Annotated in this window: 16 protein-coding genes; 3 read left to right on the top strand and 13 right to left on the bottom strand. The window is 73.8% G+C overall.

The window, feature by feature from the left end; all coding sequences use genetic code 11:
* Nucleotides 1–308: 308 nt before the first annotated feature.
* The 4 genes from GV126_RS21485 to GV126_RS21470 all read right to left on the bottom strand — a co-directional run bounded on the left by GV126_RS21485 (nt 309) and on the right by GV126_RS21470 (nt 3,988).
* Nucleotides 309–632 carry a putative WhiB-interacting protein gene (locus GV126_RS21485; protein WP_159669320.1) on the bottom strand — a complete coding sequence of 108 codons (324 nt, stop codon included), beginning with the start codon at nt 630–632 and terminating at the stop codon, nt 309–311.
* On the bottom strand, nt 629–997 hold the full coding sequence (locus GV126_RS21480) for a WhiB family transcriptional regulator (RefSeq protein ID WP_028420407.1): 369 nt from the start codon (nt 995–997) through the stop codon (nt 629–631). The genes GV126_RS21485 and GV126_RS21480 overlap by 4 nt, the downstream gene beginning before the upstream one ends.
* Before the next feature lie 173 nt (nt 998–1,170).
* Nucleotides 1,171–1,491, bottom strand: a complete 321-nt coding sequence (locus GV126_RS21475) for a hypothetical protein (RefSeq protein WP_185948000.1) — start codon at nt 1,489–1,491, stop codon at nt 1,171–1,173.
* Nucleotides 1,492–1,657: 166 nt separating this feature from the next.
* Nucleotides 1,658–3,988 (bottom strand): ATP-dependent DNA helicase UvrD2, encoded by a 2,331-nt coding sequence (locus GV126_RS21470; RefSeq protein WP_159673955.1) that lies wholly within the window; start codon nt 3,986–3,988, stop codon nt 1,658–1,660.
* A gap of 109 nt (nt 3,989–4,097) precedes the next feature.
* On the opposite strand from GV126_RS21470, the gene GV126_RS21465 reads away from it, so the two are divergent.
* Nucleotides 4,098–4,340: a mycoredoxin gene (locus GV126_RS21465; protein ID WP_028420410.1), complete on the top strand. Its 243-nt coding sequence runs from the start codon at nt 4,098–4,100 to the stop codon at nt 4,338–4,340.
* A gap of 81 nt (nt 4,341–4,421) precedes the next feature.
* Here GV126_RS21465 and nudC read toward each other — a convergent pair whose 3' ends face one another.
* The 5 genes from nudC to GV126_RS21435 all read right to left on the bottom strand — a co-directional run bounded on the left by nudC (nt 4,422) and on the right by GV126_RS21435 (nt 14,989).
* Entirely contained in the window at nt 4,422–5,366 is a 945-nt protein-coding gene (nudC, locus tag GV126_RS21460; protein WP_159669315.1) for an NAD(+) diphosphatase, read from the bottom strand.
* 152 nt (nt 5,367–5,518) lie between these two features.
* Nucleotides 5,519–6,922 (bottom strand): dipeptidase, encoded by a 1,404-nt coding sequence (locus GV126_RS21455; protein ID WP_159669313.1) that lies wholly within the window; start codon nt 6,920–6,922, stop codon nt 5,519–5,521.
* A gap of 10 nt (nt 6,923–6,932) precedes the next feature.
* Complete coding sequence (locus tag GV126_RS21450; protein ID WP_201299860.1) at nt 6,933–10,415, bottom strand: ATP-dependent helicase; 3,483 nt, start codon at nt 10,413–10,415, stop codon at nt 6,933–6,935.
* Nucleotides 10,416–10,577: 162 nt separating this feature from the next.
* Nucleotides 10,578–14,240 carry an ATP-dependent helicase gene (locus GV126_RS21445; protein ID WP_236570061.1) on the bottom strand — a complete coding sequence of 1,221 codons (3,663 nt, stop codon included), beginning with the start codon at nt 14,238–14,240 and terminating at the stop codon, nt 10,578–10,580.
* Between the two features lie 356 nt (nt 14,241–14,596).
* Complete coding sequence (locus tag GV126_RS21435) at nt 14,597–14,989, bottom strand: MGMT family protein (RefSeq protein ID WP_185948004.1); 393 nt, start codon at nt 14,987–14,989, stop codon at nt 14,597–14,599.
* 185 nt (nt 14,990–15,174) lie between these two features.
* Here GV126_RS21435 and GV126_RS21430 point away from each other — a divergent pair, with 185 nt between their 5' ends.
* Both GV126_RS21430 and GV126_RS21425 read left to right on the top strand, forming a co-directional pair.
* A complete protein-coding gene (locus GV126_RS21430; protein WP_159669305.1) occupies nt 15,175–18,183 on the top strand; it encodes a lysylphosphatidylglycerol synthase domain-containing protein in 3,009 nt (1,002 codons plus the stop codon).
* Nucleotides 18,184–18,302: 119 nt separating this feature from the next.
* Nucleotides 18,303–19,883 carry an alpha/beta hydrolase gene (locus GV126_RS21425; protein WP_159669302.1) on the top strand — a complete coding sequence of 527 codons (1,581 nt, stop codon included), beginning with the start codon at nt 18,303–18,305 and terminating at the stop codon, nt 19,881–19,883.
* Between the two features lie 70 nt (nt 19,884–19,953).
* Here GV126_RS21425 and GV126_RS21420 read toward each other — a convergent pair whose 3' ends face one another.
* The 4 genes from GV126_RS21420 to GV126_RS21405 form a co-directional block, all read right to left on the bottom strand.
* On the bottom strand, nt 19,954–20,154 hold the full coding sequence (locus tag GV126_RS21420) for a hypothetical protein (protein ID WP_159669300.1): 201 nt from the start codon (nt 20,152–20,154) through the stop codon (nt 19,954–19,956).
* A gap of 191 nt (nt 20,155–20,345) precedes the next feature.
* Nucleotides 20,346–21,524, bottom strand: coding sequence for an adenylyltransferase/sulfurtransferase MoeZ (moeZ, locus tag GV126_RS21415; RefSeq protein ID WP_159669297.1), 1,179 nt, complete (start codon nt 21,522–21,524; stop codon nt 20,346–20,348).
* A 63-nt stretch (nt 21,525–21,587) separates the two neighbouring features.
* Nucleotides 21,588–22,349: a spherulation-specific family 4 protein gene (locus GV126_RS21410; RefSeq protein ID WP_159673949.1), complete on the bottom strand. Its 762-nt coding sequence runs from the start codon at nt 22,347–22,349 to the stop codon at nt 21,588–21,590.
* 38 nt (nt 22,350–22,387) lie between these two features.
* A complete protein-coding gene (locus GV126_RS21405; RefSeq protein WP_159669295.1) occupies nt 22,388–23,350 on the bottom strand; it encodes an NAD-dependent epimerase/dehydratase family protein in 963 nt (320 codons plus the stop codon).
* Nucleotides 23,351–23,360: the final 10 nt, after the last annotated feature.

Genomic DNA, 23,360 nt, shown 5'->3' with positions numbered 1-23,360 from the left:
GTGGTGTCGCGGGCGGGGGCGCTCGGGGCATGGTCGCCGGAAAGACTCGTCACTCGCCGACGGTACCTCCGCCCCGCGCGCCCCGCCCGGTGCCACGCATCGCCGGGGGCCGTCCGTGAGGCGCCCGGGAATCGGGTGTGTGCCGCGCCGGCGGATCGGGGCATGCCGCGCCGAGGAAGCGGGGCCAGGACACGCCGAGGACTGGGCCGTGACGTGCCGCGGGGGCCGGTCCGTGCGGACGGACCGGCCCCCGCCGGAAGAGGTCGCCGGCCTCCCGTCGGGAGGCGGGCGTCGTGCGGTGCGGGCGGTTACTGCATGACCGCCATGGCGAGCGCCCGGCGGGCGCGCCGCGAGGCGCGCTCGGCCCGGCGCTGCATCCGGCGGGCGGTCGCCAGGCGCACGGCCGGGCGTTCCCGCTCCGCCTCCCGCAGTCGCTCGTGCATATGCGCACGAGCCATGGCCTCTGGGATGAGTTGCATCTCTCGGGTCCTGTTCTGGCGCGAGGCGTTCGCACCGGTGGTGATGACGTCTTCGGTCGCGGAGCCTGCGGGCTCACGGGTGGACGGCTTCATCGGGGCCTGCTTCTGGGGGTCGTGCGTGTGGGGGCGGTCGATCGTTCCGATGGTGTTCATGCTGTGACCGGGTTCTTGCGCGGGCGACCACGGGGCCGCTTCCGGGCGACGACGACACCCTGGACGAACAGCTCGCCACCCCAGACACCCCAGGGCTCGCGCCGCTCCTTGGCGCCGGCGAGGCAGGCCTCGATCAGCGGGCAGGTGCGGCAGAGGGACTTGGCGTACTCCACGTCCGCCGGCGACTCGGCGAAGAAGACCTCCGGGTCGTAGGAGCGGCAGGGGACGGGCACGCCGAGGTTCTCGATGGCGTCGTCGAGCGCGGTGAGCGCGGTGAGGGGGGTCAAGGCGGGGTCCTCCGTGAGACCGGGCTTGGGGATCGTGTCGGAAGGCGGTACGGACGGGGCGTGCGCTTCGAGTTGCACGGGTGTCTTCCTCGTCTGGTCGGTCCGGCCGGTCGGCCGGGTGTCGGCTGGGTACCGGGTTCTTTTGTTGTCCCGAGGCCCCTTCGCTCCGTCGTCCCGCTTGAGGGAAAACAGAAGGGCCGCGGATCCCGGATGGGGTTCCGCGGCCCTGAAGGCGCCGGCCTGATCGGCGATCAGGCTGGATCACTCCAGGGTTTTGGCCCACGGAAGGCCCACATCAGGTGGTGCTGCGTCGTCTGCTTCCGGATGCCGGCACCGGTCGCCGTAAAGGCATAGGCCTGCGCCTGTGCCGCTACCGCTTCCAGTGCCTCGGTCGGTCGCTCATTGCCCTCGCGGACGGTCAGGCCCGCGATGGGCAGGGTGGACTCCGGACGCATGCCACGCATGACGGACAGACCGGTGCCCTGGTCCGAGGCGCCGAGCATGCACAGGGAGACGACCGCGCGATCGGTCACTTTGGCGGTGCTGACGAAGCTGCTCTTGATGCTGATCACTGCAATCGCCTCCTCTCGGCGTCTTGGGGGACCGGGGTGATCCAGTCCGCGACGGATACGCAAGTACAGCACGGAATCAGGGCCTCAGGAAGGCCGCTGTCTCCGTGACCAAGAACCTATGGGGCTTCCCGGGGCGTGCGCAAACTATTTTTTCGACGAGTTGGCATCAGTCGGCCGCGCCGTCGCCACCGGGCTCGCGGCCTGCGCAGATGGCGAGAACGTCGGCGCCGTGGCGGCGCAGCTTGCGCATCGTGACCCCCGGGATGCGGGCCAGCTCCCGCTCGTCGTCCGGGACCGCCTCGGCGATCGCCATCAGGGTCCTGTCGGTGAAGACGCAGAACGCGGGCTGCCCGCTGCGCCGCGCCTGTTCCTGCCGCCACGCGCGCAGCCGCTCGTACAGGCCCTCGTCCATGTCGGAGGGGCAGTCGTCGCAGCGCATCAGCTTCATCTCGCCCGCGTCGGTCAGCGTGCGCCCGCACACCCGGCACCGGGCCGGGACGCGCCGGGTGCGCCGCGGCACGGCGTGCGGACCCGTGGCCGCTCCCCCGGTGCCCGCCACGGAGCCGTGTCCCCGCTCGACGCCGCCGGAGGCGCCCGCCGTGCCGCGGGCGGCGACGGCGGGCGAGCCGGGGCGCAGCCCGTCGAGGAAGCGGCTGGGGCGGCGGTTCGGCCGTCCGCCGGGCGAGCGGCACAGCGACCAGGAGACGTACAGCCGCTCGCGGGCACGGGTGACCCCGACGTACAGCAGGCGGCGCTCCTCCTCGATCTGTTCGTCCGTCCGGGCGTAGCTGATCGGGATCATGCCCTCGGCCACGCCGACCAGGAAGACCACGTCCCACTCCAGGCCCTTGGCCGAGTGCAGGGAGGCGAGGGTGACGCCCTGGACGGTGGGGGCGTGCTGGGCGCCGGCCCGCTCGTCCAGCTCGGCCACCAGGTCGCCGAGGGTGGCGCCCGGGTGGGCGGCGGCGAAGTCTTGCGCGAGGTTCACCAGCGCGGCCAGCGACTCCCAGCGTTCGCGCACGGCGCCCGAGCCGGCCGGGGGCTGCGGGGTCCAGCCCTTGCCGGAGAGCACGGCTCGCACCTGGGAGGGCAGGTCGGGGGCGTCGTCCAGGAGGGAGTCGTTGCCGCCGAAGCGGGCGGCGCCGCGCAGGGCGATCCCCGCCTCGCGCACCTCGGGGCGGTCGAAGAACCGCTCGGCGCCGCGCAGCTGGTAGGGCACGCCCGCGTCCGCGAGGGCCTGCTCGTAGGTCTCGGACTGGGAGTTGGTCCGGAACAGCACGGCGATCTCGCTCGCCGGGACGCCGGAGGCGATGAGGTCGTGGATGCGGCGGGCGGCGTCCTCGGCCTCGGCGACCTCGTCGGTGTGTTCGGTGAAGACGGGCTCCGGTCCGGCGGGGCGCTGGGAGACCAGTTCCAGCCGGTGGTCGGCGGCACGGCCGCGGGCCTGGGCGAGCAGGGCGTTGGCGAGGTGGACGACCTGCGGGGTGGAGCGGTAGTCGCGGACCAGCTTGACGACGGTGGCGCCGGGATGGCGGACACGGAAGTCGAGGAGGTGGTCGGGGGTTGCGCCCGTGAACGAGTAGATGGTCTGGCTGGCGTCGCCGACCACGCACAGGTTGTCCCGCTCGCCCAGCCACAGCTCCAGCAGGCGCTGCTGCAGCGGGCTGACGTCCTGGTACTCGTCGACCACGAAGTGCTGGTACTGGGCGCGGACCTGTTCGGCGATGTCACGGCGGTCCTGCAGGATGCCGACGGTCAGCAGCAGCACGTCCTCGAAGTCGATGACGGCCCGCTCCCGCTTGAGGTCCTCGTAGAGGGAGTAGACCTGGGCGACCTCGGCCGGGTCGCGCGGGGCCTCGCGGCCGGCCTTCGCGGCTGCGAGGGCGTAGTCGGCCGGGACGGTCTGGGTGACCTTGGCCCACTCGATCTCCGCGGTGACGTCCCGCAGCTCGCCCCGGTCCAGACGGATGCGGCAGGCGGCGGCCGCGTCCGCGACCAGCTGGATCTTGCGGTCGACCAGCCGGGGCATGGCACCGCCGATGGCTTTCGGCCAGAAGTACTGCAGCTGGCGCAGGGCGGCGGAGTGGAAGGTGCGGGCCTGCACGCCGTGCGCGCCGAGCTGGCGCAGCCGGCCGCGCATCTCCCCGGCGGCGCGGTTGGTGAAGGTGACGGCGAGCACGCTGGAGGGCTGCAGGATGCCGGCGCGCACCCCGTAGGCGATCCGGTGGGTGATCGCGCGGGTCTTGCCCGTGCCGGCGCCCGCCAGCACGCACACCGGACCGTGCAGCGCGGTCGCCACCTCGCGCTGCTCGGGGTCGAGCCCTTCGAGCACCGCGTCGGCAGAGTCCGGTACCTGCGGGAAGAGGGTGGAGTGCGTTGCTGCTGTCACACGGCCATGCTGCCAGGTCGCCGGAGACGGATGAGCCGGTTGTCCACAGGCGACCCCTTGCGGTCGTACTAATGCGACCGGCATCACGCCCCCTGGTGCGACAGGCATCACGCCCACCGGTGGCCGGCCGGTACCCCCCGCGGGAATGCCGCGCCGGTGTCGTGCGTTCACCCACTGCGACCATGACGTCCCGACCCGCCGAAGGAGCGCGAGAGACATGCCGGGCACTGTGACGATGTACAGCACCACGTGGTGCGGCTACTGCCGTCGGCTGAAGAGCCAGATGGACCGTGAGGGCATCGCGTACACCGAGATCAACATCGAGCAGGACCCGGAGTCCGCGGCCTTCGTCGAGAAGGCGAACGGCGGGAACCAGACCGTGCCGACCGTGCTGTTCGAGGACGGCACGACGCTGACGAACCCGTCGCTGGCGCAGGTCAAGCAGAAGATCGGCGCCTGACGCCGTCGAAGCGCTGAGCACGAGGGCGGCCCCCGAGGACATCTCGGGGGCCGCCCTCGTGTGCTGCCCGGAGCGCGTCGCTCACACGACGCTGCGCGTCGGCAGGGGCTTGCCGTACCAGAGCTCGATGAGCCGGGCCGCGATGGAGATGCCGTACGGCGGCAGCACCTCGCCGGAGTCGAAGGCGGCGCGCAGCTCGTCCCGGGAGAACCAGCGGGCGTCCTGGATCTCGTCGCCGTCGACATGGATGTCGGTGGTGGTGGCGCGGGCCATGAAGCCCAGCATGAGGCTGGAGGGGAACGGCCAGGGCTGGCTGGCGACGTACTCGACCTCGCCGATGGCGATGCCGACCTCCTCGTGCACCTCGCGGCGCACCGACTGCTCGATGGACTCGCCCGGCTCGACGAACCCGGCCAGCGTGGAGAAGCGGCCCTCGGGCCAGTGCACCTGACGGCCCAGGAGGATGCGGTCCTCCTCGTCGGTGACCGCCATGATCACCGCCGGGTCGGTGCGCGGGTAGTGCTCGGCGCCGCAGGCCGGGCAGCGGCGGATGTGGCCGGCCGCGGCGATCACGGTGCGCTCGCCGCAGCGGGAGCAGAAGCGGTGCAGCCGCTGCCAGTTCTCCAGGGCGACCGCGTGCACCATCAGGCCCGCGTCGCGGTCCGACAGCAGCAGTCCGGCCTCGCGCAGCCCCGCCGGGCGCGCGGACTGGTCCATGCGGCCGGGCAGGGAGTCCTTCTGCAGCGCGAAGTAGCTGACGCCGTCGGCGTCGGTGCCGAGGAAGTAGCGGTGCGCCTCGGTCAGCGGCGCCTCGAACGACGGGGTCATGACCAGCTCGGTGCGGCCGTCGGGTGTCTCGTCGATGAGCGCCTGCCCGCCGGAGACCACGAAGCAGCGGGTCGTGGGGTGGCTCCAGGCCGCGGCGAGCCAGGCCTCGTCGAGGCGGTGGTGGGCGGCACGGTCGATGCCGCTGGGCGCGGTGAGCGAGATGGGTCGGTCGGCGGTGTGGTCGGTCCAGGTGGTCACGTGTGCTTCCAACTCCCCCGGTGCAGGCGGTGATATCGGCGGCGGGTCAGCGGGGCGTACGGCGGGGGGCGGCCGGGTCCGGCGGGGCCTTGAGGTGCGGGGCGGTCCCTCCAGTGTGCCCCGGGCGCGACGGCGGCCCGGACGGGCGCGGGTCAGGGCGCATCGCGCCAGTGCCCGGCGAGGTCGTCCCACAGGTACGCGCTGGTCTCGACGCCTTTGAGGAGGAGGTCCAGCTCGACCTTCTCGTTCGGGGCGTGCCAGCCGTCGGAGGGGACGGAGATACCGAGGAAGAGGACGGGGGCGCCGAGGACCTCCTGCAGGTCGGCGGCCGGTCCGGAGCCGCCCTCGCGGGTGAAGCGGACCGGGGTGCCGAAGGCACGGCTCATGGAGCGGGCCAGGGACTGCAGCGCCGGGTGGTCCAGCGGGGTCAGGCAGGGGCGGGTGGCCGCGCCGAAGACGATCTCGTGCCGGATGCCGGCGGGCAGTTGATCGGCGGCCCAGGCCCGGACGGCCTTCTCCAGGTGGGCGGGGTCCTGCCCGGCGACCAGGCGGAAGGAGAGCTTCACCATCGCCGTGGACGGGATGATCGTCTTGCTGCCGGGGCCCTGGTAGCCGCCGCCGATGCCGTTGACCTCGGCGGTGGGGCGGGCCCAGATGCGCTCCAGGGTGGTGTAGCCGGCCTCGCCGTGCAGGGCGTGGGAGCGGGCGGTGCGCAGCCACTGCCGCTCGTCGAAGGGCAGCTCGGCGAAGAGTTCCCGCTCGCGGTCGGTGAGTTCCACGATCCCGTCGTAGAAGCCGGGGATCGCCACGCGCGCGTGCTCGTCGTGCAGCGCGGCCACCAGGCGGGCGGCGGCGGTCGCCGGGTTGGGGACGGCGCCGCCGAAGGAGCCGGAGTGGATGTCCTGGTCGGGGCCGTACAGCCGGATCTCGCACTCGGCCAGGCCGCGCATGCCGGTGCACACCGTGGGGGTGTCCTCCGACCACATGCCGGTGTCGGAGACGATCACCGCGTCGGCGGCGAGCCGGTCCGCGTGGTCCTCCACCAGCTGCCGGAAGTGCGGGGAGCCGGACTCCTCCTCGCCCTCGATCAGCAGCTTGAGGTGGACCGCGGGGCTGGTGCGGCCGGTGGCGGCGAGGTGGGCGCGCACGCCGAGGGTGTGGAAGAACACCTGGCCCTTGTCGTCGGCGGCCCCGCGCGCGTACAGCCGGCCGTCGCGGACGACCGGCTCGAAGGGCTCGCTGTCCCAGCCGTCCTCGCGGGCGGCGGGCTGCACGTCGTGGTGGCCGTAGACCAGGACCGTGGGGGCGTCGGGGTCGTCGCCGGGCCACTCGGCGAAGACGGCCGGGGCGCCCGGGGTCGGCCAGACCTCGGCGGTGGGGAAGCCGGTCTCCTTCAGCTTGGCGGCGAGCCAGTCGGCGCTGCGGCGTACGTCGGGCGCGTGGTCGGGCTGGGCCGACACGGAGGGGATGCGCAGCCACTCGGCGAGGTCGTCGAGGAAGGCGGTGCGGTGCTGCTCGATGTACGTACGGACGGCGCTGTCCGGGGTCTGGCTCATGCTTCCGAGCCTATCGGCCCGCGACGGCATCCCGTTCGGGCGGTTCGTCACACTGCGGCTCGCCGGGCGCCTCGCCGAGCAGCAGCCGCTCCAGCGCCGCCCGGTCGGGAAGGCCGCCGGGCCGTACGACCTCGCCGGTGCGCACGTACACGAACGCGGCCCGCACCCGCTCCAGGGGTATGCCGTGCTGTTCCGCCCAGGCCAGCCGGTAGACGGCGAGCTGGAGCGGGTCGGCATCGGGCGAGCGGTTGGTCTTCCAGTCCACGATCTCGTACGTCGCCTCGTCGCCGTCGCCGTCCTTGTAGACGGCGTCGATCCGGCCGCGGACGACCCGGCCGGCGATCTCCGTCTGGAACGGCGCCTCGACGCGGTGCGGCGTGCGGTGCGCGTACTCGGTGCGCTCGAACGCCTCTTTGAGCGCCTCCAGGTCGCGTTCGTCGGCGATCTCCGCGTCCGAGCCGGGCAGCTCCTCGGGTTCCAGCAGGGGCAGCGGCAGCTCCTCGAAGCGGCTCTCGATCCAGGCGTGGAAGCGGGTGCCACGGCGTGCGGCGGGTTGCGGGGGGCGCGGCATGGGGCGCGCGAGTTCCCGCGCGAACCCGTCCGGGTCGGCGGCCAGGTGCAGCAGCTGGGACGCGGTGAGGGTGGTCGGCAGGGGTACGTCGGTGACGCTCTGCCGGGCGCGGCGCAGCTCTCCGGTGAGCGCGTCGAGGTCGCGGTCCCAGGAGGCGACGAGGCGGGCCTCCTCGGAGGTGAGGGGGGCGGGCGTGTGCTCCTGCGGCGCCACCGTCTGGTGCGGGATCCGGGGACGCTCGGTGCTCCAGGAGTCCCAGTCGCCCGGATCGGCGGGATCACCGCCGTCACCGGGATCACCGGAAACGTCGTACGGTGGCTCGTCGTCCTCCGGTGGCGGGGGCCAGTCGGGGTCGTCGTAGGGGTCCGGGCCCAGGGCGGGCTCCGCCCGGTCGTCCGTGCGGCCGGTGAGGTCGTCCAGGTGGGCGCGGACGGTCGCGGCGGCCGCGCGGCGGCGGGCCAGGGCGGCCTCGTCCAGGGGCAGGGGCCAGACCTGGTCGGCGGCGGCCCGGTGCAGGGCCGGGTTCTCCTCGTCCTCGGCGGGTGGGTCGGCCCAGACCTCGATCTCCCCGTGTCCGGCGGCGCAGTGGTCGTGCAGGGCGAGCAGGAAGTCGGACGGCCCGCGGGGCTTCTTCTGGCTGGGTCCCCACCAGTGGCCGGAGCCGAGCAGCAGGGAGCGGGGGCGGGGGGAGGTGACGTAGCCCAGGCGCAGCTCCTCGGTGTGCTGGTGGTCCTTCATGGCCTCGTGGAAGGCCTTCAGGCCGCGCGCGTCCCAGCTGTCGACGTCGGGGAGGGTGTCGGCGTCGCCGCGCAGCGCGTGCGGCAGCACCTTGCCCTGGCTGGTCCACTTCTCGCGGCCCTGGCTGCTGGGGAAGGTGCCGGTGACCAGGCCGGGGACGGCGACGACGTCCCACTCCAGCCCCTTGGAGCGGTGCGCGGTGAGCACCTTGACGGTGTTCTCGCCGCCGGGCAGCGCGTTGTCCAGGCCCTTGTCGTACTGGGCGGCGGTGCGCAGGAAGCCGAGGAAGGCCAGCAAGGTGGCCTCGCTGTCGTCGGCGGCGAAGGAGGCGGCGACGTCCAGGAAGTTCGACAGGGTCTCGCGGCGGCGGGCGGCCAGGGCGTGCGGGGACGCCGACAGCTCCACTTCCAGGCCGGTGACGGCGAGGATCCGGTGCAGGACGTCCATGAGCGGGTCGGACAGGGAGCGCCGCAGGTCGCGCAGCTCGGCGGCGAGGCGCGCGAACCGCACCCGCGCCTCGGCGGAGAACGGCAGCCCGTCGTCGTCCCCGCGGCCGTCCAGGGGGGTCTCCAGGAACGTGTCGAGCGCGTCCGCCAGCGAGATCACCTCGGCGGGGTCGACGCCTTGGACGGCCTCGGCGAGCCGGCGGTCGGGGTCGTCGTCGCCGTCCACGCGCGCGTGCGCGACGAGCAGCCTCGCGCGCCGGCCGAGCAGCGCCAGGTCGCGGGGTCCGATCCGCCAGCGCGGGCCGGTCAGCAGCCTGACCAGGGCGGCGTTGGCGCCGGGGTCCTGGAGCACCTCGCAGACGGCGACGAGGTCGGCGACCTCGGGCAGGTGCAGCAGCCCGGACAGGCCGACCACCTCGACGGGGACGTCCCGGGCGACCAGGGCGCCCTGGATCTCCGCGAAGTCGCCGGCGGTACGGCACAGCACCGCGATCTCGCCCGGGGCCGTCCCCGTGCGCACCAGGTGGGCGATGGAGTCGGCGATCCAGGTGATCTCCTCGGCGTGGGTGCGCAGCAGGGCGCAGCGCACCAGGCCGTCGCGTTCGGCGCCGGGGGCGGGGCGCAGGGCCTCCACGCCCGCGTGCATCGCGCGCAGGGGTGCGGCCAGGCCGTTGGCGAGGTCGAGGAGGCGGCCGCCGCTGCGGCGGTTCTCGCTGAGCGCCTGGCGGGTGGCGGGGCGGCCGTCGGCGTGCGGGAAGTGCTCGGGGAAGTCGTCGAGGTTGGCCACGGAGGCGCCGCGCCAGCCGTAGATCGCCTGGCAGGGGTCGCCGACGGCGGTGACGGGGTGGCCGGTGCCGCCGCCGAAGAGGCCGGCCAGCAGGATGCGCTGGGCGACGGAGGTGTCCTGGTACTCGTCGAGGAGGACCACCCGGAACTCCTCGCGCAGGATGCGGCCGACCTCGGGGAGCCGGGCGAGGCGGGCCGCCAGGGCGATCTGGTCGCCGAAGTCGAGCAGGTCCCGCTCGCGCCTGGCGGCGCGGTAGCGCAGCACCAGCCCGGCCCGCCCCCGGCGGGCCGCGGCCGTCTCGGGGACCTTGCGCAGGTCGGCGTTGGACAGCTTGGCGCCCTCCAGGGTGCGCAGCAGACCGGTGTCCCAGGCGCGCAGGTCCTCGGGGCGTACGAGGTGTTCGGACAGCTCGGCGTCGAGGGCCAGCAGGTCGCCGACCAGGTCGGGGAAGGAGCGGGTGAGCGCCGGGTAGGGGCCGGGGGCCTCGCGCAGGACGCGCGCGGCCAGTTGGTAGCGGGTGGCGTCGGCGAGCAGGCGCGTGGTGGGCTCCAGCCCGATGCGCAGGCCGTGGTCGGTGAGCAGGCGGCCGGCGAAGGCGTGGTACGTGGAGACCACCGGTTCACCGGGCGGGTCGTCGGAGCCGAGGGCGTCAGGTCCCAGGGCGTCGGGGTCGGTGACGCCCGCCTTGACCAGCGCCGTGCGGACGCGTTCGGCCAGCTCGCCGGCGGCCTTGTTGGTGAAGGTCAGGCCGAGGACCTGCTCGGGGGCGACCTGTCCGGTGCCGACGAGCCAGACCACGCGGGCCGCCATCACCGTGGTCTTGCCGGACCCGGCGCCGGCCACGATCACCTGCGGGGCGGGCGGCGCGGTGATGCAGGCCGTCTGCTCCGGGGTGAACGGAATCCCGAGCAGCTCCTTGAGCTGTTCGGGATCGGTGATACGGGCGGGCACGTCGAAGAGGCTAGCCGCGAGGACTGACAGCCGAGGCCCGATCGCCTTCCGGCGCGGAAAGAAGCGCAGGTCAGCACGAGTGTCGGGGGCGTGGTGGTGGGGTACGTCACGCGACTTGCGGGACTCGAGCGGCTCACCTGCCCCGTGCGGGCCTCACCCGACTCACTCGACGACGTGCCGGCCCTCCGGGCGGGCGCTACAGGAGGACCGGAACGCGCAGTGCGTGCAGTGCTGCCCGGCCGTCGGCGTGAACCGCTCGTCGAGCACCTTCCCGGCGGCGGTGGCCAGCAGCTCGCCGACCCACTCCCCGTCGTCGCCGCCCAGCGGCTCCTGGGTCTGCACCTTGGGCAGGGCCTCGCCGCCGTCGCGCTTGGCCGCGCCCAGGCGCAGCTGGACCAGTTCGGCGCCGCCCGGCTCGGGCCGTACGCCGTCGAAGACACCGTCGACGGCGCCCTCGCGGACGGCCAGCTGGTAGACGGCGAGCTGCGGGTGGCGGGCCACCTCGGCGCCGGTGGGCGCCTGCTTGCCGGTCTTGAAGTCGACGACGTAGGCGCGCCCCTCACCGTCGGCCTCCACCCGGTCCATGGAACCTCGGACGCGCACCTCGTAGTCGCCCGCCTTCAGCGTCACGTCGAAGTCGTGCTCGCTGGCGACCGGGGTGCGTCCGCCGCGCTCCAGGACGTGCCAGCGCAGGAAGCGTTCGAGGGCCACGCGCGCGTGCTCCTTCTCCTGCGCCGACTTCCATGGCGCGTCGAAGGCGAGCGCGTTCCACACCGTCTCCAGGCGCTCCATGAGGACGGCCAGGTCGGCGGGGGTACGGCCGGAGGCGACCTCGTCGGCCAGGACGTGCACCACGTTGCCGAAGCCCTGGGCGGCGGTCGCCGGCGCGTCGGCCTTCACCTCCCGGCCGAGGAACCACTGCAGGGCGCAGGTGTTGGCGAGCTGGTCCAGGGCGCTGCCGGACAGCGCGACGGGCTGGTCGCGGTCGCGCAGCGGCACCTTGCTCTCGGTCGGCTCGGCCAGGCCCCACCAGCGGTCGGGGTGCGCCGCGGGCACCAGTGGGCGGCCCTCGTCGTCGGTGAGGGCGGCGAGCCGGGCCAGGCGGCGGGCGGCGGCCTGGCGCAGCGTGTCCGACACGCGCGGGTCGACGGTCGTGGCGCGCAGTTCGGCGACGAGCGCCGCCACGGACAGCGGGCGGCGGGGGCGTCCGGTGACGTCCTTGGGTGCGACACCCAGCTCGGCCAGGAAGCGGGAGGGCTGGTCGCCGTCGTCCGCGGGGGCCTTTACGGCGGTGACGACCAGGCGTTCACGCGCGCGCGTGGCGGCCACGTAGAACAGGCGGCGCTCCTCCGCCAGCAGCGCGCCGGGCGTGAGCGGCTCGGCCAGTCCGTCGCGGCCGATGCGGTCGGCCTCCAGCAGGGAGCCGCGGCGGCGCAGGTCCGGCCACAGCCCCTCCTGGACGCCCGCGACGACGACCAGGCGCCACTGCAGGCCCTTGGAGCGGTGCGCCGTCATCAGGCGTACCGCGTCGGGCCGCACGGCGCGCCGGGTGAGCGTGTCGGCGGCGATGTCCTGGGCCTCGATCTCCTCCAGGAAGTTCAGGGCGCCCCGGCCTCCGGTGCGCTCCTCCGCGCGCGCGGCGGTCGCGAACAGGGCGCACACGGCGTCCAGATCCCGGTCAGCGTTGCGGCCCGCGGCGCCGCCGCGCCGGGCGGCCCGCTCAAGGCGCGCGGGCCACGGCGTGCCCTGCCACAGGTCCCACAGCGCCTCCTCGGCGGTGCCGCCGGCGGCCAGGCGTTCCCGGGCCTTGCGGAGCAGCGCACCGAGGCGCTGGGCGCCGCGCGCGTACGTCGGGTCGTGCGCGACGAGGCGTTCCGGCTCGGCCAGGGCCCGGGCGAGCAACTGGTCCGAGGGCGGCGGCAGGGGGTTGCCCGCGGCCCGCTCCTCCTCGCGCAGCGCGCGGCCCAGGCGGCGCAGATCGGCGGCGTCCATGGCGGCGAGGGGCGAGGCGAGCAGGGTGAGGGCGGTGTCGGTGTCGAGCCAGCAGGCGTCCGGGGCTGCGTCCGGATCCCCATCGGGAGCCGGGCCGGAGTCCGTGTCGAGGTCCGTGCCGGAGTCGGTGGCGAGGTCCGGGCCGGAGTCCGCACCAGGTTCGGTGCCAGGGTCGGCAGCGGGTTCCGTGCCGGGCTCGGTGCCTGGGTCTCCATCGGGTTCCGGGCCGAGGTCGGTGCCGGGGTCGGTGCCGGGGTCGGTGTTGCCGCGTTCGGTGACGCAGGCACGGGTCCCGGCCGGCTCGGTCACGTCGCGCGTACGCGCTTCTCCGTCCGCGCCGGGCGTGCGCGCCTCGGGCGCTGGACCCTCGCCGGGGTGTGCGCCCGTCGCCTTCTCGCCGGGCCTCGGACGAGGGCCGTTCTCGGGGCGGCGGGCCGCCTCCGCGGTCGCCCCCGCGCGCAGGGCGGTCAGCAGCGGCGCCACCGCCGGGTCGTGGCGCAGGGGCACGTCGTCGCCGTCGACGTCCAGGGGCACGCCGGCCGTCGTCAGGGCGCGGCGCAGGGTCGGCAGGCTGCGCGCGCCGGCGCGCACCAGGACGGCCATCTCGCTCCACGGGACGCCGTCCTCCAGGTGCGCGCGGCGCAGGATGTCGGCGATGTTCTCCACCTCGGCGCCCGGCGTCGGATACGTGTACACCTCGACGCGGCCGCCGTCCCGCGCCGGGATCAGCTCCCGGTGGGCGCGGACCTGCTCGGCCGGGAGCCGGGTCAGCGGCATGCGCTGGGCCAGCAGGCGGGTCGCGGCCAGCAGCGCGGCGCCCGAGCGGCGGGAGGTGCGCAGCACCGCGACGGGGGCGGGGCGGCCGTCCGCGCGCGGGAAGGCCTGCGGGAACTGCAGGATGCCGTTGACGTCCGCGCCCCGGAACGCGTAGATCGACTGGTCGGGGTCGCCGAAGGCGACCAGGGTCCGGCCGTTGCCGGCCAGCGCCCGCAGCAGCCGCACCTGGGCCGGGTCGGTGTCCTGGTACTCGTCGACGTAGACCGCGTCGTACTGCGCGGCCAGCCGCGCGGCGACCTCGGGGCGCCGGGCGAGGAGCACGGCGCGGTGGACCAGCTCGGCGTAGTCGAGCACGCCCTGCAGGTCGAGGACGTCGAGGTACTCGGCGAGGAAGACGGAAGCGGCGTGCCAGTCGGGGCGGCCGATGCGGCGGGCGAAGGCCGCCAGCGCGCCGGGGCCCAGGCCCAGCTCGCGGCTGCGGGCGAGCACCGCGCGGACCTCGTCGGCGAAGCCGCGGGTGGTCAGGCAGGCGCGCAGCTCGTCCGGCCAGCGCACATGGGCCAGACCCAGCCGCTCCAGATCGACCTGGCCGGCCAGCAGCTCGCGCACGGTCACGTCCTGCTCGGGGCCGGACAGCAGCCGCAGCGGCTCCACGAACAGGCCGCTGTCCTGGTGGGCGCGGACCAGGGCGTAGCAGAACGAGTGGAAGGTGGTCGCCCGGGGGGCGCGGGCGGCGCCGGTGCGCAGGGCCATGCGGTCGCGCAGCTCGACGGCCGCCTTGCGGCTGAAGGTGAGCACCAGGATCCGCTCCGGGTCCTGGCCCCGGGCGATCCGCGCCGCCACGGACTCCACGAGCGTGGTGGTCTTGCCGGTGCCCGGGCCGGCCAGGACGAGCAGTGGACCGGCCTCGTGGTCAACCACGGCGCGCTGTGCCGCGTCCAGACGAGGGGGGTCGGGCCTGAGCGGCGGGGTACGGACCAGCCGGTAGGCGCCACGGTCCCCCTGCCGCGCCGGAGGGTGCGGCAGGTGCCTGGTGGTGGGAGAGGAGCTGCTCACGTGGTTCGCCGGTCCTGGTGGGTGTACGGAGGTCTGTCGGCGGCGCCGGGCGCCGTGGCCGAGGGGCCGGGCCACCGGACGGTCGGAACGGTGGCCCCGGGGTGAGGGGGACGCGTGCGGGCGACGTTACGCCGACGCCCGGCACGGAAGCAGGGCTTCCGCACAGCGCTCGCGCGACTCCCGGCAGGAGCACCGCTCGCGCAGGTCGGATCCGCCCCACGGTCCCCATCGGCCTCGTGAGCCTCGCCGGCCTCGTGGGTCCCTCGGCATACGAACGTACGACATGTCCTGGACGTGCCCCGATTCGCCCGTACGGGCGACGGGCTCCCCTCGGGCGGGCCGGATGGCGGAAGCTGTCAGGTGTGACCCTGCGCACGCTCGCCGCTGGGGCCGCCCCAGCGGGCGCGTCTCATGTCGAGGCGCGGCAGATGGCCCTCGGACGCCCTGGCCGCCTCCTTCAGGGGGGTGCCCTCGGCGCGGTAGTGGGCGAGCGCGCGCAGTTCGTGCCCGGGCAGCAGGATTCCGTCCGCGCGGACGACCCGCCACCAGGGCACCGCCCCGCCGTAGAGGGCCATGACGCGGCCCACCTGGCGGGGGCCCTTCTGCTCCAGCCATTCGGCGACGTCCCCGTAGGTCATGACGCGGCCCGGCGGGATCAGCTCGGCCACTTCGAGGACCCGCTCGGCGAACTCGGGCAGCGCCTCGCACGGGCCAGCGCCACCGTCGTCCGGAAGGCTCACTTCGCTCATCCGTCCCATCCTGCCCGATGCCACCGACACCGGGACCGGGCCGGGACCGGGCGCGCCCTCGCCCCCGGGCGGCGCTTCGGGCAGACTGTCGGCCCCCGCATATGCACCCTGATGTCCCCGTGTGTCGGTGGGGCATGCCACCATCGTGCGGGCGGTGACCGGTGATACGAGACCAAGAAGAGACCATGAAGCAGCAGGGTGCGCACCCCGACGGCGCGTCGGGCACCTCTGGCGCTTCGGCACGCCCGGACACCGGCCGGCCGCACGACACGAGGAAGACGGCGGAGCACAACGCGCCGGAGGAGACGCCGGCAGAACAGCAGGCCGAGCAGCACGAGGCCGAGCAGAAGGCGGTCGCCACGGAGAAGAAGACGACCGCCGCGCAGCAGCAGCCGGCGGAGAAGAAGCCCGCAGAGCCGGCAGCACAGACAGAGACGGCAGCAAGGACACAGAAGCCGGAGAAGGCCGAGAAGGCCGACAAGAAGCCGACCGAGAAGAAACCGGCTGACAAGAAACCGGCAGAGAAGAAACCGGCTGACAAGAAGCCGGACGAAGCCGCCGACGTCGCGCACATCGACGAGCTGGAGGGCGACGAACCGCTGCTCCCCGCGCGCGTGCACCGCCCCTCGGACCTGATGCGGCTGCTGGTGGGCGTGCTCGCGATCGCCGTCCTGCTGGCGATCGCCGCGTTCGCGCACGGCACCACCTCCGGCCTCGAACAGGACATCAACAAGGGCACCGGGCAGGCACCCGACCTGCTCATCAAGTTCGCCGGGCTGGCGTCCAGCATCGCGATCCTGCTGGTGCCGGTCGCCTTCGCGATCGAACGGCTGATCAAGCGGGACGGGCTGCGGATCGCCGACGGCGTGCTGGCGGCGGTGCTCGCCCACGGCGTGACGCTCACCACCGACCTGTGGGTGGCCAAGGCCGCCCCGGGCTCCATCCAGGAGGCGCTCACCCAGCCCTCCCCCGCCAACGTCCACGCGCTGACCGACCCCGTGCACGGCTACCTCGCCCCGGTCATCGCGTACATGACGGCGGTCGGCATGTCCCGCAGACCCCGCTGGCGCTCGGTGCTGTGGATCGTGCTGCTGCTCGACGCCTTCTCGATGCTGGTCACCGGCTACACGACACCGTTCTCGATCGTCCTGACGGTGCTCATCGGCTGGTCCATCGCCTACGGCACCCTGTACGCGGTCGGCTCGCCGAACGTCCGTCCCACGGGACGGACGCTGATGGCCGGGCTGCGCACGGTCGGGTTCCACCCCGTGAGCGCGGCCCGCGTGGAGGCGGCGGAGACGGCGGACAACGGCGACCGCGGCCGGCGCTACTTCGTCACCCTGGAGGACGGCCCGCCGCTGGACGTCACCGTCGTCGACCGTGAGCAGCAGGCGCAGGGCTTCTTCTACCGGCTGTGGCGCAACCTCACCCTGCGCGGCTTCGCCACCCGCTCCAGCCTGCAGTCGCTGCGCCAGGCCCTGGAGCAGGAGGCGCTGCTCGCCTACGCGGCCATCGCGGCCGGAGCCAACGCGCCCAAGCTGATCGCGACCTCCGAGCTGGGTCCCGACGCGGTGATGCTCGTCTACGAGCACACCGGCGGGCGCACCCTGGACGCGCTGGCGGACGAGGAGATCACCGACGAGCTGCTGCACCACGCCTGGCAGCAGGTGCGGGCGCTGCAGTCCCGGCGCATCGCGCACCGCAGGCTGGCGGGTGACGCGATCGTGGTGGATCGTTCCGGCGACGTGATCCTCACGGATCTGCGCGGCGGTGAGATCGCCGCCGGTGATCTGCTGCTGCGCATGGACGTCGCCCAGCTGGTGACGACGCTGGGCCTGCGCGTGGGCGCCGAGCGCGCCGTGGCCTCGGCGGTCGCCGTCCTCGGCCCCGACGCGGTCGCCGACTGCCTGCCCATGCTGCAGCCCATCGCCCTGACCCGCTCCACCCGCGCCACGCTGCGCAGGCTGGCCCGGGAGCGGGCGCAGCGGGAGCGCGAGGCGGTACTGGAGGCGTCGCGGCAGGCGAAGCTGGCACGGCTGGAGCAGGCGGCGCAGGACGGCGCACCGGCCGCGTCCGCGGCGTCCGACCGGTACGACAGGCCCGACAAACTGGCCAAGAAGGCCGAGCGGGCCGAGGCGCGGGCGGAGAAGCGGGCCATCGACGAGGCCATAGAGGAGGCCCGCGAGGAGGACCTGCTCACCCAGATCCGCCACCAGGTGCTGCGGATCCGGCCGCAGGCGCCGGTCGAGCCGGCCCGGCTGGAGCGGGTGCGGCCGCGCACGCTGATCAGTTTCATCGCGGGCGCCATCGGCGCGTACTACCTGCTGACGCAGTTGACGCACATCGAGTTCGGCACGCTCTTCGCGCACGCCCAGTGGGGCTGGCTGGCGGCGGCGGTGGCGTGCTCGGCGCTGAGCTACGTGGCCGCGGCGATGGCGCTGCTGGGGTTCGTGCCGGAGCGGGTGCCGTTCCCGCGGACCGTGGCCGCGCAGGTCGCCGGCTCGTTCGTGAAGATCGTGGCGCCGGCGGCGGTCGGCGGGGTGGCGCTGAACACGCGCTTCCTGCAGCGGGCGGGCGTACGGCCGGGGCTCGCGGTGGCGAGCGTCGGCGCCTCGCAGCTGTTCGGTCTGGGCTGCCACATCCTGATGCTGCTGTCCTTCGGCTATCTGACCGGCACGGAGAAGACGCCCTCGCTCACCCCGTCCCGGACGGTCATCGCGGGCCTGCTGACGGTGGCGGTCCTGGTGCTGGTGGTCACCTCGGTGCCGTTCCTGCGCAAGTTCGTCGTCACGCGCGTGCGGTCGCTGTTCGCGGGCGTGGTGCCGCGCATGCTGGACGTGCTCCAGCGGCCGCAGAAGCTCGTCACCGGCATCGGCGGCATGCTGCTGCTCACCGGCTGCTTCGTGATGTGCCTGGACGCCTCCATCCGGGCGTTCGGCGACGAGGGCACCTCGTTGAGCATCGCCAGCGTCGCCGTCGTCTTCCTCGCCGGCAACGCCCTCGGCTCCGCCGCCCCGACACCGGGCGGTGTGGGCGCCGTCGAGGCCACCTTGACGGTCGGCCTGATCGCCGTGGGCCTGCCGAAGGAGGTCGCCGCGCCCGCGGTGCTGATGTTCCGCCTGCTCACCCTGTGGCTGCCGGTGCTGCCGGGCTGGCTGGCCTTCAACCACCTGACCCGCAAGGGCGCCCTGTAGGGCTGGAGACCTGGAGACCACGGCTCCCCGCACCCGCCCCGGGCCGGCCGCCCCGCGGTCGTCCCCCGGACGGCTCGCGTCCCGCGCGACCGGCCGTGTGCGGCGCGAGGATGGGGGGCATGCAGAACCCGCGCGGGCTGCGCGCAGCCGCTGTGACGACGACCGCCCTGCTGGTGTCCGCCCTGCTGGCGGGCTGCGGCGGCGATGCCCCCGCCCCCGCGGATTCCGGGGCCGGAGTCCGCGGGGGCGGGAGCGTGGACCTGCCGGCCCAGAAACTGGACTGGAAGGACTGCCCCGCGCCCTCCGAGGCGGAAGGCGGCGGCGGCGCGCCGAGCCCGCTGCCGGGCGGCGCCCGGTGGCAGTGCGCCACCCTGCAGGCCCCGCTGGACTGGGCCAGGCCCACGGGTGACACGATCGGCATCGCGCTGATCCGGGCGAAGGCCGCCGGTCCCGGCAAGCGCATCGGCTCGCTGATCTTCAACTTCGGCGGCCCCGGCGGCTCGGGCGTCACCTCGCTGCCCGCCTTCGCCCAGGACTACGCGGCCCTGCGCACCCGTTTCGACCTGGTCAGCTTCGACCCGCGCGGGGTGGGTCGCAGCACGGGCGTGAAGTGCGAGAGCGACGCCCAGCTCGACCGGTTCTTCCAGCAGGACGCCACCCCCGACGACGCCGCCGAACGCGCCGCGTTTCTGAGGAACACCGAGCAGTTCAACGCGGCGTGCGAGAAGAACTCCGCGCGGATCCTGCCGCACGTCCGCACCACCGACGCGGCCCGCGACATGGACCTGATGCGCCAGGTCCTCGGCGACGACAAGCTGTACTACTTCGGCATCTCCTACGGCACCGAGCTGGGCGGTGTCTACGCCCACCTGTTCCCCCGGCACGTGGGCCGGGCCGTCCTCGACGGGGTCATCGATCCCACCCAGAACCCGGAGCAGACCGGGCTCGGCCAGGCCAAGGGCTTCCAGCTGGCACTCGACAACTTCGCGCGCGACTGCACCTCCAAGCCCGCCGAGTGCCCGATCGGCGCCACCGCGCAGGACGTCAAGGACCGGATCGCCAAGCTCCTGAAGGACCTCGACAGCAAGCCGATCCCGGGGCTCCCCCCGCGCGAGCTGACCCAGACGGCCGCGACGAACGGCATCGCGCAGTCCCTGTACTCCAAGGAGTTCTGGCCGTACCTCACCGAGGGCCTGGAGCAGGCCTACGACGGTGACGGCAGGATCCTGATGCTGTTGTCCGACGCGATGAACGGGCGCAACGAGGACGGGCACTACAGCAACCTGATCCCCGCCAACGTGGCCATCAACTGCGCCGACGAGAAACCCCGGTACACCACCGCCGACGTCGAACGCCGTCTCCCCGCCTTCCGGGCCGCCTCCCCGCTGTTCGGGGACTTCCTGGCCTGGGGCATGCTCAGCTGCGCCGACTGGCCGGTGCCCGGGGCCGCCGACCACCCCGACGTGAGCGCTCCGGGTTCGGCACCGATCCTCGTGGTGGGCAACACCGGCGACCCGGCCACGCCGTACGAGGGCGCGAAGAAGATGGTGAACGCGCTCGGCAAGGGCGTCGGCGTGGAGCTGACCTACAAGGGCCAGGGACACGGGGCCTACGACAGCAAGAACAAGTGCGTGCAGAGCACGGTGAACGCCTACCTGCTGAACGGCACGGTCCCCGAGCGCGGCAAGGTGTGCACGTGACGGCGCAGGACGCGGGCGGTGAACCCCACGGCAGCCGGCGAGCCGGATGCCACGGGCTCCGTCCGGGGCGCTACCACGAGTGAGAACGCGGTCGACCGCGACCGAGAAGCCTCCGGATCAGCAAGAACGCGCCCACGGCTATCAGGGCCGCTCCCATGAGGGTCAACATCGCACCGATGGCGACCAACAAGGCTCCCATGGCGGCCACAAGCGCTCCCAGCAGAACCAAGAGCGTCCCGATGACGAGCAGAAAGATCGCGAGGACGGTCACGGTAGGACCTCCTGTCCTCCCTCCCGCCCTGACTTCTTCCCCGCCCTCGGGTCGGCGATCCGCCCATCCGGTCCACGTCCGTGGAACTCCTCGCCCAAGACGGCCTCCAGCGGATCCGCGGAAGCCCACGGCCTCCGGACCGACCGGATGCCGTGGGCTTCCTCAGCCTCGCCGGTGGGCGAGAGCGGTGATCAGTAGACCGGCTTGTGCGGTTCGATCTGGTTGACCCAGCCGATCACGCCGCCGCCGACGTGGACGGCGTCCGCGAAGCCCGCGGACTTCAGGACGGCGAGGACTTCCGCACTGCGGACACCCGTCTTGCAATTCAAGACGATCTTCTTGTCCTGGGGCAGGGTCTCCAGGGCGGTGCCCATGAGGAACTCGTTCTTCGGGATCAGCCGGGCGCCCGGGATGGAGACGATCTCGAACTCGTTCGGCTCGCGGACGTCAATGATCTCGATGTTCTCGCCGTCGTCGATCCACTCCTTGAGCTGCTTGGGAGTGATCGTGGAGTCGGCGGCCGCCGCCTGGGCCTCCTCGGAGACGACGCCGCAGAAGGCCTCGTAGTCGATGAGTTCGGTGACGGTCGGGTTCTCGCCGCACACCGCGCAGTTCGGGTCCTTGCGGACCTTGACCTGGCGGTACTGCATCTCCAGGGCGTCGTAGATCATCAGCCGGCCCACCAGCGGCTCGCCGATGCCGGTGAGCAGCTTGATGGCCTCGTTGACCTGGATGGAGCCGATGGACGAGCACAGCACGCCCAGGACGCCGCCCTCGGCGCAGGAGGGGACCATGCCGGGGGGCGGGGGCTCCGGGTAGAGGCAGCGGTAGCAGGGGCCGTGCTCGGACCAGAAGACGGAGGCCTGGCCGTCGAAGCGGTAGATCGAGCCCCACACGTACGGCTTGTTCAGCAGCACGCACGCGTCGTTGACCAGGTAGCGGGTCGCGAAGTTGTCCGTGCCGTCGATGATCAGGTCGTACTGGCTGAAGATGTCCATCACGTTGTCGGCCTCGAGCCGCTCCTCGTGAAGGACCACGTTCACGTACGGGTTGATGCCCTGGATGGTGTCGCGCGCGGACTCGGCCTTGGAGCGGCCGATGTCGGACTGGCTGTGGATGATCTGGCGCTGCAGGTTCGACTCGTCGACCTCGTCGAACTCCACGATGCCGAGCGTGCCGACGCCCGCCGCGGCCAGGTACATCAGCGCGGGCGAGCCCAGGCCACCGGCGCCCACACACAGCACCTTGGCGTTCTTCAGCCGCTTCTGCCCGTCCATCCCGACATCCGGGATGATCAGGTGGCGGGAGTACCTGCGGACCTCGTCTACGGTGAGCTCATCAGCTGGCTCGACCAGGGGTGGCAGCGACACGGGGACTCCGTTGGTCGGTCAATCACTACGGTTGTTCTCCCCGTAACACTGCCACGGCCTTCTTCATTCCGAGACACCTGTTCCGACTCGCGAGACGATGTCGTCCCAGTAGCCGGGCAGGTCCTCGAAGGGGTCGGCGTGACCGCCGCGGTCCGTGCGGTCGGTGAGCCAGATCGTGGCCGCGCCCTGCCAGCGGGCGATGCGCAGCGCCTCGTCGAGATGGCCGTGCGGGACACCGTGCACGAAGTGGCAGAACCGCTCGGGCGGATGGTCGGCGGTCCACTCGGGGACCTGCGAGAAGCGGTAGCGGCTCCAGGGGCCGCTGAACGTCACCAGCTGGTCGGCGCTGTCCGCGTAGCCGGGGTGGGGATGGGTGCCGTGGCCGAGGACGAGGTGCGCGTCGGCGTGCAGGGCCCGCAGCGAGGTGATCGTGCGGCGGGTCTCCGGCAGCCCCGCGCGGTCGGCGGGACAGCGGTCCAGGACGAAGCCGTCGACCCGGTACCACTCCAGGTACCGGTGGGCGTCGGCGACCAGTTCGATACGGGGCCGCAGGCCGTGCGCGGCGTCGAGCCGGCCGAGGACGCGCACCCCCGCGTTGCGCAGCCGCCCGGCCGCGTCCAGGCAGTGCGGGTCGGGCTGCACGCCCGGGCCGCCGGCCACGTCCAGGACGACCCAGTGCAGGGGCGTCGCGGGGCGGGTGAGGGCGTGCCACACGCCCGGCGCGAGCAGGGGGTGCGCGCAGCCGGGGACGCCGAAGCCGGTCCGGGTGCCGGCACCGCCGCCGCTCCCGGCTCCGGCGCCCGAAACGCCCCGGGCTCCCCGCATGACCGGCGCGGCGTACGGCACAGGAGGCGGGGTGCGCGTCAGATGCGGCATGCCGCCTCCATCCAGATGTCGGCGAGGGACTCCTCCAGGCTGATCCGGGGCCGCCAGCCGAGCCGGTCGCGGGCGGTGCGCACGTCGGCCTGCTGCCAGCTGCCGCAGCCGTCCGGGTAGGGGAAGGCGACCGGGGCCGGGTGGTCGGGGTCGGTGCGCGGGTGCCCGATGGCGGGCCGGTGGTGGCCGCCGGGCGGGGCGTCGAGTTCGTGGAGGGCGCCGCCGTAGCCGGCGACGCGGGCGAGCACGGCGGCGGCGTCGCGCAGCCGGACGGCGCGGCCGGAGCCGATGTTGATGACCCCCTGGGCGGCCGACAGCGAGGCGGCGTGCACGGCCCGCGCGACGTCGCGGACGTCGACGAAGTCCCGCTGGACGCCCAGCCCGCCCAGCTTGAGCTCACCGTCGCCGGACTGCAGGGCGCGGCGCATGGCCTCGGCGAGCCGGCCGAGCGGGGATCCGGCCGGGGTGCCGGGCCCGGCGGGCGAGAACACGCGCAGGACGACGGCGTCCAGCCCGGAGCCGAGGACCAGTTCGGTGGCGGCGAGCTTGCTGACCCCGTACGGACCGCCGGGGCGGGGCACGGCGTCCTCGGCGGTGGAGGAGCCGGGCTGGCTGGGCCCGTACTCGGCGCTGCAGCCGATCTGCACCAGCCGGGCGCCGCAACCGCTGCGGCGCAGCGCCTCGCAGACGGTGGCGACGGCGACGGTGTTGTGCCGGGTCAGCTCGCGGGCGCCGCCCCGGGTGGCGCCCGCGCAGTTGATGACGACGCCGGGGTGGACCGCGTCGAGGAACCGGGTGAGCGCGCCCGGGCTGCCGGTGGCGAGGTCGAAGCGGACGTCGGCGTCGTCGCCGCGGCCGAGCGCGGTGAGCTGGACGGCCGGGTCGGCGAGCAGCCGGTCGGCGACGAAGCGGCCGAGGTATCCGTTGGCTCCGATCAGCAGAACCCTCATCGGGCGGCTC

The sequence above is a fragment of the Streptomyces mexicanus genome (assembly GCF_902506575.1).
In the GTDB taxonomy this organism is placed as follows: domain Bacteria; phylum Actinomycetota; class Actinomycetes; order Streptomycetales; family Streptomycetaceae; genus Streptomyces; species Streptomyces mexicanus.
This window is presented reverse-complemented; position numbering and strand designations above follow the sequence as displayed.

Excerpts from the sequence above, each read along its gene's own strand:
- GV126_RS21465 (WP_028420410.1), top strand. The coding sequence starts at position 4,098 with ATGCCGGGCACTGTGACGATGTACAGCACCACGTGGTGCGGCTACTGC.
- GV126_RS21405 (WP_159669295.1), bottom strand. The coding sequence starts at position 23,350 with ATGAGGGTTCTGCTGATCGGAGCCAACGGATACCTCGGCCGCTTCGTC.
- GV126_RS21425 (WP_159669302.1), top strand. The coding sequence starts at position 18,303 with ATGCAGAACCCGCGCGGGCTGCGCGCAGCCGCTGTGACGACGACCGCC.
- GV126_RS21485 (WP_159669320.1), bottom strand. The coding sequence starts at position 632 with ATGAACACCATCGGAACGATCGACCGCCCCCACACGCACGACCCCCAG.
- GV126_RS21430 (WP_159669305.1), top strand. The coding sequence starts at position 15,175 with ATGAAGCAGCAGGGTGCGCACCCCGACGGCGCGTCGGGCACCTCTGGC.
- GV126_RS21470 (WP_159673955.1), bottom strand. The coding sequence starts at position 3,988 with ATGCCTGTCGCACCAGGGGGCGTGATGCCGGTCGCATTAGTACGACCG.
- GV126_RS21455 (WP_159669313.1), bottom strand. The coding sequence starts at position 6,922 with ATGAGCCAGACCCCGGACAGCGCCGTCCGTACGTACATCGAGCAGCAC.
- GV126_RS21410 (WP_159673949.1), bottom strand. The coding sequence starts at position 22,349 with ATGCGGGGAGCCCGGGGCGTTTCGGGCGCCGGAGCCGGGAGCGGCGGC.
- GV126_RS21435 (WP_185948004.1), bottom strand. The coding sequence starts at position 14,989 with ATGAGCGAAGTGAGCCTTCCGGACGACGGTGGCGCTGGCCCGTGCGAG.